This is a genomic window from Micromonospora sp. NPDC092111 (assembly GCF_044755745.1).
Taxonomy (GTDB): Bacteria; Actinomycetota; Actinomycetes; order Mycobacteriales; family Micromonosporaceae; genus Micromonospora.
Genome location: NZ_JBIVRQ010000011.1, coordinates 213,214 through 225,835, shown reverse-complemented (window position 1 = coordinate 225,835; position 12,622 = coordinate 213,214). Strand labels below are relative to the sequence as shown.

The following is a 12,622-nucleotide window of genomic DNA, read 5'->3' as shown; positions in this document are numbered from 1 at the left end:
GGTAGCCTCGTGCTGTGTACCGGTTCCTGCTGACCCCACGCTGGCTGGGCATCCTCGCGCTGACCCTGGTCGCCGCCGCCGTGATGGTGCTGCTCGGCAACTGGCAACTGGACCGCTACCGGGAACGCACGGCGGTCAACGAGCGCATCGACGCCGGCAGCCAGGGCACCGCCGTACCGCTGCGCGACGTGCTGCCCGCACCGGCCGGCGGCGCGGGCACCGTCGGCCCGGCCCCCGCCGAGCAGGTCGAGTGGAGCCGGGTCACCGCCACCGGCCGGTACGACGCCGCGAACGTCGTCCTGGTCCGGGGCCGGACGGTGGAGAGCAAGGTCGGCTTCGAGGTGCTCGCCCCGCTGCTGCTCGACGACGGCACGGCCGTGCTGGTCGACCGGGGCTGGGTCCCGCCCGCGCCCGGCGGGGCGATGGCCATGCCGCAGGTGCCCGCGCTGCCCACCGGCGAGGTGACCGTGGTCGGCCGGGTACACCCCACCGAGACCGGCGGGAACGGCGTGGACCGGCGCGACGGCCGGCTGGAGACCCGTCGGGTCACCGTGGCCAAGCTGGCCCGGGAGCTGCCGTACCCGGTGCACGGGGCATATCTGCTGCTCGACGGGCAGACCCCGGCCAACGACCCGGCGTTCCGGGCGGTGCCGATCGGGCATGCGAACAACTGGCAGAACTTCGGGTACGTCATCCAGTGGTGGCTCTTCGCCGCGATGACGCTCTTCGGGTACGGCTGGGTGGCCCGCCGGGAGGCCCGGCGGATGGCCGGGCTGGACGCGCCGAAGCTCCCGGTCGACCGGGCCGCCGAACCCGTCACCCCCGCCTGACGCGGGCCCACCGGGGAGGGTAGGGGCGTTCAGCCGCCGGCACGCCCGGCGTGCAGGGCCCGGACCATGTCGATGGTGTCGGCCTCGGCGGCCGACTTGTCGGCGCGGTACCGCACCACCCGGGCGAACCGCAGGGTCACTCCGCCTGGGTAGCGGGAGCTGGTCTGCACCCCGTCGAAGGCGATCTCGACCACCTGCTCGGGCCGGACCCGCACCACCCAGTCGCCGTGCTCCACGGCCAGCCCGAGGAAGCGTTCGGTCTGCCAGCGCAGGAGTTCGTCGGTGAGCCCCTTGAAGGTCTTGCCGAGCATGACGAAGTCACCGGTGCGGGGGTCGCGGGCGCCGAGGTGGAGGTTGGAGAGCCAGCCCTGCCGCCGGCCGCTGCCCCACTCGACCGCCAGCACCACCAGGTCCAGGGTGTGCCGTGGTTTGACCTTGACCCAGGACGCGCCCCGCCGGCCGGCGTCGTAGGGCGCGTCCGGTGACTTGACCACGACCCCCTCCTGGCCGGCGTCGAGCGCGGCGGCGAACGCCGTACCGGCCTGCTCGGGGTTGTCGACCTCGACCCGGCCGACCAGCAGTGACTCGTCGACCGCGCCGGCCAGCGCGGCCCACCGGTCCCGGCCGGGCAGGTCGATCAGGTCGTCGCCGTCGAGGTGCAGCAGGTCGAAGAAGTACGGCGTGAGCACCGTCGCGTCGGTGGTCTCGGCGGCGGCGAGCACGGCCGGGGCATCGCGGGTCACGTCGGGGGTGATCCGCCGGGCGGCCCGGCTGGAGGTCTGCTGGAACGGCAGCGGCCGACCGGCCGCGTCCAACCCGATCGCCTCGCCGTCGAGCACCAACTCCCGGGCGGGCAGCGCACGGACGGCGGCGACCACCTCGGGGACCCGGGTGGTGATCTCGTCCAGGCTGCGGGTGAAGACGGCGATGTCGCTGCCGGAACGGTGCACCTGGATCCGGATGCCGTCGAGCTTCACGTCGACCACCGCCGGGACGCCGGTGGCGTCGAGCGCGGCGTCGACCGACGGGGCGCTCGACGCCAGCATCGGCGCGAGCGGACGGCCCACCTGGAGCCCGAACCCGGCCAGCGCGGCAGCCCCGCCGGAGCGGGCGGCCACCGCGACCGCACGCAGGTCACCGGCGAGCAGCAGGGCCCGGCGGACCGCCGCCACCGGCACCTCGGCGGCCTTGGCGACAGCGTCGGCGAGCAGCCCGGCCTGAGCGCCCTGGCGCAGCTCGCCCCGGAACAGGCCGACCAGCAGCCGCTGTTCGTCGGCGGTCGCGGCGGCGAGCAGCGCGTCGAGCAGGTGCCGGCGGCGGGCCTGGGACCCGGGGCCCCGGATCGCGGCGATCTCGTCGACCGCCGCGTCCACGGCGGCCACGGTCAGGGTCGGCTCGGCCGCCGGTGGCGGCAGGTCACGCAGGCTGGCCCAGCCCACGCCGGTCTGCCGCTGACGCAGCTCACCGGCGAGGTAGCCGGACCCGGCCGACACCTCGGCCGGGTCGAGCGCCCGCAGCGCACCGGCGAGCAGCTCCACCTTGGCGCGCCGGCCAGTGGTGGCCGAGACGGCCGCGGAGGTGGCTGCCAGGTCGAGGAACCGCACGCACCTCATCCTGCCAGCCACCTCCGACATCACCCGGGTATTGCCGTACCCGGGCCGTACCCGGTCAGGCCGGGACGGGCTCCTCGATGCGCAGGCCACGGGCGCGGACCTCGTCGGCGACCCGGGAGAGCACCCCGTCGAGAGCGACCAGCGCGGCCGAGAGCTCGCCGAGCTGTTCCTTGAGCGTGGCCTCGGGCCACGCGGAGACGTCGACGTCCCCCAGAGCACTCACGGCGGCTTCCAGCCGCGTCATCACGTCGTTCGTACGCATGTTCGAAAGGCTATAACAAGGTGCTCCCCGACACGCCGCAAACTCTGACATCGACCCCGAAGTTATGGTTCCGCGACCTAACCGGCCTGCCGGCCCGCCTCGGCCACCTTCGCCAGCAGCAACGCCTCGGCGAGGCAGACCCGGGCGAACTCGCCGAGGTGCAGGCTCTCGTTCGGGCCGTGCGCCCGCGCGTGCGGGTCCTCCACGCCGGTGACCAGGATCGCCGCCCGGGGGAACATCTCCTGGAAGGTGGCGATGAACGGGATCGAGCCGCCGACCCCGATGTCCACCGGATCGGTGCCGTCCCAGGCGGTACGGAAGGCCGAGCGGGCCGCGTCGAACATCGGTCCGGCGGCGTCGATGACGCACGGGTCCCCGTCGTGCTCGAAGGTGACCGTCACCTGGGCACCCCACGGGGCGTGCTTCTCCAGGTGGGTACGGACCGCGTCGTACCCGCGCTTCCGGTCGTCGCCCGGCGCCAGCCGTACGCTCAGCTTGGCCTTCGCCGCCGGGACCAGCGCGTTCGGCGCCTCGCCGGTGGCCGGGGCGTCGACGCCGAGCACCGCCAGCGCCGGCTTGGTCCACAGCCGGTCGGTGATCCGGCCGGTGCCGAAGAGCGAGACCCCGTCGACCAGGCCGGCCTCGGCGCGGAACCGGTCCTCCGGGTAGTCCACGGTCGCGCCCTCCCGGCCGGTCAGGCCCTCGACGGCCACGTCACCGGCGTCGTCGTGCAGCGTCGCCAGGAGGCGGACCAGCGCGGTCAGCGCGTCCGGCACGGCACCGCCGAACATGCCGCTGTGCACGGCGTGGTCCAGGGTGCGCACCTCGACGAAGAGGTTGACGATGCCGCGCAGCGAGGTGGTCAGGGCCGGCACGCCGACGTCCCAGTTGGTGGAGTCGGCGATCACGATGACGTCCGAGGCGATCTCCTCGCGGTGCTCGGCGAGCAGCCGCTCCAGCGAGTCGGAGCCGTACTCCTCCTCGCCCTCGATGAAGAGGACCACGCCGACCGGGAGCTGGTCGCCGAAGGCGCGCAGCGCGGCGATGTGCGCCATGATGCCCGCCTTGTCGTCGGCGGCGCCGCGCCCGTAGAGGCGGCCGTCCCGCTCGACCGGCTCGAACGGGTCGGACTCCCACAGCGACAGGTCGCCGACCGGCTGGACGTCGTGGTGGGCGTACATCAGCACGGTGGGCGCGCCGGCCGGGGCGGCCTTCGTCCCGATCACCGCGGGCTGGCCGCCCGAACGCGCGATCCGCACGTCGAGGCCGCAACCGCGCAGCAGCTCGGCGACCGCCTCGGCGGAGCGTTCCAGGTGCGAGTGGTCGAAGCCCTCGAACGCGATGCCGGGGATGCGGACGAGGCGTTCCAGGTCGGCGCGGACACCGGGCAGTTCCCGCTCGACGGCGGCCCGCACCTGGGACTCGGACATGATCGGTGAGGTCATGACCGGCATCGTATGCCGGCCTTACCGGCGGATACCCGGCGAGCCCGCGTCGGGGCCGGTCAGCGGCCGGCGGAGGTAGTAGCGGTCCCGGTCGTGCGGCAGGGTCGGCGCCCCGTCGACCACCAGGTCGACCGCGGCGGCGGTGCCGTCGGCGGCGAAGTGGGCGCGCTCCCCGGCGTGCCACCGGCGCAGCTCCGGCAGGAGCTGTGGGCCGTCCCGGTCGAGCGCGCGGCGCAGCCGCAGCCCGGCGGGCGCGGTGACGTACACCGACAGGGTCAGCTCCGGCCGGATCGCCGCCCGCGCCGCGCTCACCCCCTCCAGCAGCAGCACCGGCGCGACCGGCACCGGCACCGCGCGGGACAGGAAGGACCGGCGCACCCAGCTGTACCGCTGGTACGCCCCGGGTCGTCCGGCCCGCAGCGGGGCGAGCACCCGCTCCTCCAGGCGGGCCCAGAAGGTGAGCTGGTCGTCCCAGCCGTCGAGCAGGTCGTCGGTGTGCACCACCGGCGGTCGACCGCCACCGGCGAGGCCCGCGAGGGCGTCCGCGAGGCGCGCGGCGAAGGCGCTCTTGCCCGCGCCGCTGGGGCCGTCGACGGCCACCAGTCGGGTACGCCCCAACCGCGCCGGCCCGGCGACCACCCGCCGGGCCAGCGTCGCGTACGCCTCGACCAGCGCCACCGTCACGGAGCTGACGCTAGCGGGTGTCCCCCGTGAGCCTGGTTCCACCGCCGGGAGCGGCCGTTCACCGGGCGGCCGGTCCGGGTGACCGGCATGATCTGGACGTGCTCAATGACGTGATGAGTCCGGGCGTGGACGCCCTGCTGGAACAGGCCCGTGCCGGGCTACGGCGGTTGAGTCCTCAGCAGACGGTCGAGGCGGTACGGGCGGGTGCGCTGCTGGTCGACACCCGCACCGAACGGCAACGCCGCGAGCAGGGCGAGTTGCCCGGCGCGATCGTCATCGACCGGACGGTGCTGGAGTGGCGGCTGGACCCGGCCAGCGAGTGGCGCATCCCCGAGGCGACCGGGTACGACCGGGAGATCGTGCTGGTGTGCCGGCAGGGCTACAGCTCCAGCCTGGCGGCGGCCAGCCTCCAGGCGTTGGGGCTGCGCAACGCCACCGACATGACCGGCGGGGCGCAGGCGTGGCGGGAGGCCGGGCTGCCCTTCTCCGACCAGCCCGCCGACATCCGCCCCTGACCCGCCGCCCGAACCGGCCGGGGCCGGGGCCGGAGCCGGACCCGGAGCCGGAGCCGGAGCCGGGGCTCGGGCCGGAGCCGGGGCTCGGGGGCCGGCGGGGCGGGCGGCTCTCGGCTGGTGAACGGCTCGACCGGGCCGGCGGCCGGTCAGCCCGCCGGTGGGGCGCCGGGTGGGATGAACGGCAGGTCGGCGGGGGCGCCGGTCTCGATGAGCCGCCACAGCGCGTCGGTGTCCAGGTGCTCCTCGACCAGGTCACCGAGCAGGTCCAGGGAGCGTTCGCGGGCGGCGGCGAAGGCGGTGTCCGGCGCGACCCGGAAGCCGTGCCGGCCGGCCGTACGGGCCACCTCGGTGAGGAACCGGCGGCGGAACTCGTCCGACTCGAACGCGCCGTGCCAGTGGGTGCCGTGCACCGCGCCGAGCCGGGCCCCCTCGGGGCTGCCGTCGGCGTAGCTGAGCAGCGGGGGCAGCTCCGGGTCGGCCGCGGAGACGTACCCGTGGTGGATCTCGTAGCCGCGCACCGGGACGCCGTCGCCCGCGGTGCCGACCGCCTGGCGGACGGTCTTGCGCGGGTCGAAGGTGATCTCGACGGGCAGCAGGCCGAGCCCGGGGACGCTGCCCCGGCGGCTCTCCACCCGGTCGTGGACCGCCCGGGCCAGCATCTGGAAGCCGCCGCAGATGCCGAGCAGCGGCCGGCCGGCGGCGGCGTGCGCGGTGACCGCGTCGGCGAGCCCGGTCTCCCGCAGCCAGGCCAGGTCGGCGACGGTGGACTTGGAACCGGGAAGGACGACCAGATCGGCGGCGGCCAACTCGGCGGGTTCGACGGTGAGCCGGACCCGCACGCCCGGTTCGGTGGCGAGCGCCTCCACGTCGGTGGCGTTGCTGATCCGGGGCAGCCGGACGACCGCCACGTCCAGCCACTCGGTGCCGTACGGGGCGGCGGGCCGACCCAGCACCCGGCCGTAGGCGAGCGAGTCCTCGGCGTCGAGCCAGAGGTCGAGGTGCCAGGGCAGCACCCCGTAGGTGGGTCGGCCGGTGACCTGGTGCAGCATGTCCAGACCAGGTCGGAGCAGACCGAGGTCGCCCCGGAACTTGTTGATCACGAAGCCGGCGACCAGCGCCTGGTCGGCCGGGTCGAGCAGGGCGACCGTGCCGAACATGGCGGCGAACACCCCGCCCCGGTCGATGTCGCCGACCACGATGGTGGGCAGGCCCGCGTGCCGGGCTAGCCCCAGGTTGACGTAGTCCCCGGCCCGCAGGTTGATCTCGGCGGGGCTGCCGGCGCCCTCGCAGATCACCACGTCGTACCCGGCGCGCAGCTCGGCCAGGGCCGCGTACGCCGTCTCGGCGAGCTTCGGGCGAAGCGCGCGGAAGTTGCCGGCGGTGACCGTGTCGACCGCCTCACCGAGCAGCACCACCTGGCTGGCCAGGTCGCTGCCCGGCTTGAGCAGCACCGGGTTGAACCGTAGGTCGGGGGCGAGCCCGCAGGCGGCGGCCTGCATCGCCTGGGCGCGGCCGATCTCGCCGCCCCGCCCGTCGGGGCCGACCACCACGGCCGAGTTGTTGGACATGTTCTGCGCCTTGAACGGTGCCACCGACACCCCGCGCCGGTGCAGCCAACGGCAGATGCCGGCGGTGAGCACGCTCTTGCCGGCGTCGGACGTGGTGCCCGCGACGAGCAGCCCGCCGCTCACCGTCCGCTCACCCGGCCGACGCCGCCCGGAGCGCCTAGCGCGCCCTGACCGGCGTCACCCCGGGCGGCGGCAGCGTCCCGGCCGAGGCCGACCCAGGCGGCGGCAGCCGCCCGGCCGAGGCCGACCCGGGCGGCGCGGCCGGCGGCGGCGACCAGCCGGCCCCCGGTCAGCGGCCAGGCCGCCGCCAGCCCGAGGGCGGCCAGGCCGACCGTCCCGGAGAGCCGGGCGGCCCGCTTCAGGTGCCGGCCCTCGGGGCGGGGGCCGTCGCCGAGGAACGGGCGCACCTCGGACCGTCCGAAGTAGACGTTCCGCCCGCCGAGCCGGACGCCGAGCGCGCCGGCCATGGCCGCCTCGCACTGCCCTGCGTTGGGGCTGGGGTGGTCGTTGCGGTCCCGCCGCCAGACCCGCCAGGCCCGGGCCCGGTCGCCGTGCACGATCGGCGCTGCGGCGACGGTGAGCAGGCCGGTCAGCCGGGCGGGCACCAGGTTGAGCAGGTCGTCGAGGCGGGCGGCCGGGGTGCCGAACCGGGCGTAGCGGGGTGACCGGTGCCCGACCATCGCGTCGAGGGTGTTCGCCGCCCGGTAGCCGAGCAGGCCGGGCAGCCCACCGACGGCACCCCACAGCAGTGGCGCGACCACCGCGTCGGAGGTGTTCTCGGCGACCGACTCGACGGTGGCCCGAGCCAGTTCCGCCTCGTCGAGCTGGGAGGGGTCCCGCCCGCAGAGGTTCCCGAGACGGCCCCGGGCCGCCGGCAGGTCACCGGCGCGCAGGGCGGACCCCATCACCGCCGCCTCGTGCCGCAGGGTACGGCCGCCGAGCACCGCCCAGGTGCCGGCCGCCACGAGCAGGGCGCGGGCCACCGGGTAGCGCCGGGTGGCCCGGCCGGCGGCCACGCCGAGCAGCACCGGAGCACCCACGGCGACGGCGGTGAAGACGGCCCCCGCCCGACGGTCGGCCCGGTAGACCCGGCGCTCCAGGGCACCGGCCGCCCGGCCGAAGCCAGCCACCGGATGCCAGCGGCGCGGGTCGCCGAGCAGGCTGTCCAGCGCGTAGCCGGCCACCAGTCCAGCCGTGTGCGCCACGGCGGTCCTCTGCGCCACCCGTCACCACCTCCGGCCGGCCAGCCTAGCCGTACGCGGGGTGACCACGTCCCCGTCGCCACCCCGCCCCCGTCCGTACGGCCCACGACCCGTCGCCGTCGCGGCGCGGGCGGTGGTCTCAGGCCGGCACCGGCACCCGACCGCGCCCGCGCCGCCCCCGGCCGGGCGGGGTGCCGGCCTCCTCCTCCGGCATCGGGTCGAGCGCGCCGCCCGCCCCGGCCCCGGCCCCGTCCCCGTCGACGGGCAACGCCGCGAACTCGTCTCCGGTGCCGTCCTCGTCGTCACCCACCGGCAACGGGGCCAGTTCGTCGTCGGAGTCGTCGGAGTCGGGGTCGGCGTCGAACGGGTCGGGTGCCGGGGCGCCGGGCAGGTCGTGGCCGGCGCGGGGTACGCCGAAGCCGGACAGCTCGAAGTCGTCGTCGAGCGGCCGTTCGGCCGGACCGACCGGGGCCTGCCCGGGTGGCACCGGCTCGGTCGGCTCGCCGTGCACCCGCTGGGCCGCCTCGTCGTCCTCCACCGCGCTGGTCGCCATGCTCGGCCGGTTGCGGAGGAAGCGGGCCCGGCCCCGGGAGAGGTCGTGCCCGACGGCGATCGCCTCCAGCTCGTACAGGACGCGGTGGTTGCCGGCGTCGTCGGTCCAGTCCCGGGTGTAGAGCCGCCCGACGACCACCACCGGGTCGCCGACCATGACCGAGGCGGCCACCCCCTCGGCCAGCTTCCGCCAGCAGTTGACCCGGACGCGGAGGCTGTTGCCGTCGACCCACCGACCGCTGTCCCGGTCGAGGCGGCGGGCGGTCGAGGCGACCTTGAAGTTGGCCACCAGGGTGTTGCTCTGGGTGGTGCGGCGCCACTCCGGCGCGGTCAGCACGTTGCCGACGATCGTGACGTGGGTATCGAACATCGTCCCCTCCCAGGGGTGCGGCGGATGCCATGGCGAGTCGACTCGGCCCGAGCCTGGCCGGAGTGCGGTGCCACCGCCAGCGGCCGGTGCCACCCCTGTGGACGAGCGGCGGGCCTGTGGACGACCACCTGATCAAGGTCCCGGTGTGCTAGGCCGATCGGCCCTGCCCGGGGCCGCCGGGGCGCACCAGAATCACCGGAGTGAGGCCGACCCCGACTGGGTATTGAGTTGATCAACCAAGCACCACCAGGCACGACGTCCGACGAGAAAGGCAGTGCTGATGACTCGGATCCCGCTCCGTACGACCGGCCCCGTCCGCAGCGAGCGGGAGGTGCGCCGATGAGCGCGGTGGCGAACCCGGCGACCGTGGCCGAGTGTCTGCGGATGGGCGCGGGCTTCTCCCAGGGCGACCGGAACTGGATCGTCGAGCAGTTCGGCACCCTGGACGCGCGGCTGGCCGCCTTCCACGCCGACGCCACCGAGCTGGAGGTGTCGGTCAAGGACCGGGAGGCACGCGGGCAGAAGGTCACCCTGGAGTGCTGGATCGCCGGCCGGCAGAAGATCGTCACCACCTCCAACGAGGAGGACCTGCGAGCCGCGCTGAACGACGCCCGGGACGACCTGCGCCGCCGGCTCAACGACGCGAAGACCCGGCAGGAGCCCCGGCACAACAAGCACGTCCGGGAGATGGGCCAGCCCGCCCCCGAGCAGGCCGGCGACCCCGACCCCGAACGGGCGGACGCCGAGACCGCCTGAGTGCCGCCCGAAGCGTCCCCGTCCACGCCCCACCCCCGGACGGGGACGCTTCGTCCTGCCGGCCCGCCGTCCGCGCGCGGGGGCGAGCGCCCCGTCCGGTGCGGCGTCCCGGCCGGTGTCGGCCAGCGCCGCACCCACCGAGGGCTACCGCCGGGTAGCCTGCGGGCGTACCGTCGCGGTCGTGGAACCGGACGTGCTGGGGCCGCCGTACGAGCGGCAGACGATCGACCTGGGCACCGACGACGAGGGGCCGGTGGTCGCGACGCTGGTCCGACGGCGTGCCGACCGCCCGACCGGCCGGGCCGTGCTCTACGTGCACGGCTTCGTCGACTACTTCTTCCAGACCCACCTGGCCGACTTCTTCGCCACCCGTGGCTGGGACTTCTACGCCCTCGACCTGCGCAAGTACGGCCGCAGCCTGCTACCGCACCAGACGCCGAACTTCTGCCGCGACGTGAGTGACTACTTCCCCGAGCTGGACGCCGCCGCCGAGATCATCCGCGAGGACGACGGGCACCACACCCTGCTCGCCATGGGCCACTCCACCGGTGGTCTGATCATCTCGCTCTGGGCGCACGCCCGACGCGCCGCCGGCCTGGTCGACGGGCTCGTCCTGAACAGCCCGTTCTTCGACATCAACGCCCCCTGGCTGGTCCGTCGACCCCTCGCGGCCGCCGTCTCCCGGCTCGGCCGCAGCGCGCCGCACCGCGTCCTCCCGTTCGGCCTGGGCACCGTGTACGGCGAGAGCCTGCACGCCGACCATCGCGGCGAGTGGACGTACGACCTGGCGTGGAAGCCGCTCGCCGGGTTCCCGGTCCGGGCCGGCTGGCTGGCCGCGATCCGTACCGCCCAGCGGCAGCTCCGCGCCGGGCTGGACATCCCGGTCCCGGTGCTGCTGGCCTGCTCGACCCGGAGCTTCCGGGGTACCAGGTGGCACGACTCGGCGGCCCTCGCCGACGCGGTGCTGGACGTGGAGCACATGGTCCGCTGGGCGCCCCGGCTGGGCCGGCACGTCACCCTGGCCCGCTTCGACGGCGGCAAGCACGACCTGACCCTCTCCGGCCCGGCCGTACGGGAGCAGGTCTTCACCGAGGTCGGACGCTGGGCCGAGGCGTTCCTCGGCGCCGGCCCGACGGAGGCCGCCGCCCCGCACCGGCCCGACCCGGCCGCGACCGAGGCCACCGCCCCGCACCCATTCCACCCGGCCACGACCGAGGCGACCACCCCGCACCCGGCCGACGGCGGCCCGCCGGAAGCCGCCCACCCGCACCTGGTCGGCACGGCCCCGACGGGGAGCGCCGAACCGCACCCGGTCCACCCGGCCACGACGGAGGCCGCCGCCCCTCGCCGGCCGGCGACGGAGGCCGTGGTGCCCACCGGCCGTGCCCCGGCGGACGCGGACCAGCCGGCCGCAGCGAGCCGCCAGGACGGCTGACCGGCCACCCCGACCCGCCGGACCGGCCGCCAGACCGACCCGCCGGGCCCGGACGCCGGGCCCGGACGCCGGGCCCGGACGCCGGGCCGGGACGCCCGCCGGTGATCGACTCCGTTACGGGGATGTGGCGGTATCCGGGGGCCCCGGACACCGCCACATCGCCGACGAGGTGTCGATCATGCCGCGCCGCCCGGCAGTGCGGCCACGATCCGGTCGAGGGTGGCCACCGGGTGGCCGGTATCGCCGGGGAGCAGCAGCCCGAGGCAGCGCAGGCCGACCTCCCCGGCGGCGTCGGGACGTACCCCGAAGACCGGGGCCCCGACGTAGCCGGTGGGGAGCGCGGCGGTGACCCGCAGCCCGTCGCCGTCGCGGACCGCTCGTTCCACCGCGACCTCCAGCGGCCGACCACCGTCGGCACCGACGCCGAGGGCCAGCACGATCGCGGTGACCGGCTCGGCGCCGAACCCGGCGACCTCGTCCGCCCGGACGGCGACCGTGGCCGGCACCGGCTGGAGCCGCCACCGCCAGCCCCGCTCGGCGGCGAGCCCGTGCAGGTCGTCGGGCCGCATGATCGCCACCCCGAGCCCGGGTGGACGTACCCACCACGACCGGAACTCCGGCAGCACCAGCACGTCACCGGCCACACCGGCCGGCTCGGTGACGCTGGCCCGCAGGCCGACCTCCCCGACCTCGGCGGCGGTCACGGCGTCCGCGGTCAGCAGGAACTCGCCGGACGGGTGCGCGAGGAAGAAGGCGGTGCCCACCCCGCCCGCCGCCCTGACCGGCAGGATCGCCCGCCCCAGGAGCTGGCACAACTCGTAGGCGACCTCATTCTCGGCGTCGGGTTCCAGCAGCACGGACCGAGGGTACGGCCCCGACGCGGCCGGAACCCGGATGCCCGGAACGGGGGTGGCGTGCGACGCTGATCACGCGGGTCCGGACGCGACCCGTTCCCCCGCGCGCCCGGGGGTCGGCGGTACCCTCTTGGCGCGACACGTACGCCGCGCGCCCGTAGCTCAGCGGATAGAGCAGGGGACTTCTAATCCCAAGGCCGCAGGTTCGAATCCTGCCGGGCGCACCCTCCCCCACCGCAGGTCAGCGGCTCGGCACGCCCGGCCCCGTCGATCACCACGACTCGCATACAGCCATTCGTACAGCCAAGTCAGCCGAAGAGGTCCCGCAGGCGTACCGCGGGTCGTGCAGCCGCAGCCAGTCCAGGCCGGCCACGCTTCGGGACGACACGGTCGGAAGACCTCGGGGCTCCGCCCCGAACCCCGGCCCTGCTCAGAAATGCCGGGCGGATCACCTCGTCGGGCACCACAAGGGCTGCCAGCTCCCCGGACGCGGCCAAGATCGTTCGTCCGGTAGGGCGCTCCACCTTGTCCCCCGT

Annotated in this window: 11 protein-coding genes, 1 tRNA gene and 1 pseudogene; 5 read left to right on the top strand and 8 right to left on the bottom strand. The window is 75.6% G+C overall.

The genetic code is table 11. From position 1 onward, the window contains the following. Positions 1-14: 14 nt before the first annotated feature. Positions 15-830 (top strand): SURF1 family protein, encoded by an 816-nt coding sequence (locus ACIQG9_RS21675; protein ID WP_400405139.1) that lies wholly within the window; start codon positions 15-17, stop codon positions 828-830. Between the two features lie 29 nt (positions 831-859). Here ACIQG9_RS21675 and ACIQG9_RS21670 read toward each other — a convergent pair whose 3' ends face one another. From ACIQG9_RS21670 to ACIQG9_RS21655, 4 genes are all read right to left on the bottom strand, one after another. After that, positions 860-2,443, bottom strand: coding sequence for an ATP-dependent DNA ligase (locus ACIQG9_RS21670; RefSeq protein ID WP_400405136.1), 1,584 nt, complete (start codon positions 2,441-2,443; stop codon positions 860-862). A 55-nt stretch (positions 2,444-2,498) separates the two neighbouring features. Next, the gene (locus ACIQG9_RS21665; protein ID WP_400405134.1) at positions 2,499-2,705 is read right to left on the bottom strand and encodes a hypothetical protein; all 207 of its coding nucleotides are present in this window, start codon (positions 2,703-2,705) and stop codon (positions 2,499-2,501) included. A 77-nt stretch (positions 2,706-2,782) separates the two neighbouring features. After that, positions 2,783-4,135, bottom strand: coding sequence for a dipeptidase (locus ACIQG9_RS21660; protein WP_400405209.1), 1,353 nt, complete (start codon positions 4,133-4,135; stop codon positions 2,783-2,785). 36 nt (positions 4,136-4,171) lie between these two features. Next, on the bottom strand, positions 4,172-4,834 hold the full coding sequence (locus ACIQG9_RS21655) for a uridine kinase (RefSeq protein WP_400405131.1): 663 nt from the start codon (positions 4,832-4,834) through the stop codon (positions 4,172-4,174). Between the two features lie 113 nt (positions 4,835-4,947). On the opposite strand from ACIQG9_RS21655, the gene ACIQG9_RS21650 reads away from it, so the two are divergent. After that, positions 4,948-5,349: a rhodanese-like domain-containing protein gene (locus ACIQG9_RS21650; RefSeq protein ID WP_400405207.1), complete on the top strand. Its 402-nt coding sequence runs from the start codon at positions 4,948-4,950 to the stop codon at positions 5,347-5,349. A gap of 146 nt (positions 5,350-5,495) precedes the next feature. Here ACIQG9_RS21650 and ACIQG9_RS21645 read toward each other — a convergent pair whose 3' ends face one another. From ACIQG9_RS21645 to ssb, 3 genes are all read right to left on the bottom strand, one after another. Then, positions 5,496-7,040, bottom strand: a complete 1,545-nt coding sequence (locus tag ACIQG9_RS21645) for a cobyric acid synthase (RefSeq protein ID WP_400405128.1) — start codon at positions 7,038-7,040, stop codon at positions 5,496-5,498. Then, positions 7,037-8,122 (bottom strand): cobalamin biosynthesis protein, encoded by a 1,086-nt coding sequence (locus ACIQG9_RS21640; RefSeq protein ID WP_400405205.1) that lies wholly within the window; start codon positions 8,120-8,122, stop codon positions 7,037-7,039. The genes ACIQG9_RS21645 and ACIQG9_RS21640 overlap by 4 nt, the downstream gene beginning before the upstream one ends. A gap of 136 nt (positions 8,123-8,258) precedes the next feature. Continuing rightward, positions 8,259-9,041, bottom strand: a complete 783-nt coding sequence (gene ssb, locus ACIQG9_RS21635; protein ID WP_400405126.1) for a single-stranded DNA-binding protein — start codon at positions 9,039-9,041, stop codon at positions 8,259-8,261. A 339-nt stretch (positions 9,042-9,380) separates the two neighbouring features. Here ssb and ACIQG9_RS21630 point away from each other — a divergent pair, with 339 nt between their 5' ends. Then, positions 9,381-9,797 (top strand): HPF/RaiA family ribosome-associated protein, encoded by a 417-nt coding sequence (locus ACIQG9_RS21630; protein WP_400405123.1) that lies wholly within the window; start codon positions 9,381-9,383, stop codon positions 9,795-9,797. A gap of 181 nt (positions 9,798-9,978) precedes the next feature. Then, positions 9,979-10,986: pseudogene (locus ACIQG9_RS21625) on the top strand (alpha/beta hydrolase); the annotation flags it as partial. A 422-nt stretch (positions 10,987-11,408) separates the two neighbouring features. Here the strand turns inward: ACIQG9_RS21625 and ACIQG9_RS21620 are convergent. After that, positions 11,409-12,089 (bottom strand): hypothetical protein, encoded by a 681-nt coding sequence (locus ACIQG9_RS21620; protein WP_400405121.1) that lies wholly within the window; start codon positions 12,087-12,089, stop codon positions 11,409-11,411. Between the two features lie 148 nt (positions 12,090-12,237). Between ACIQG9_RS21620 and ACIQG9_RS21615 the strand changes: the two genes are divergently transcribed. Continuing rightward, positions 12,238-12,310: transfer RNA gene (locus ACIQG9_RS21615), tRNA-Arg, on the top strand. The last annotated feature ends 312 nt before the right edge of the window (positions 12,311-12,622 follow it).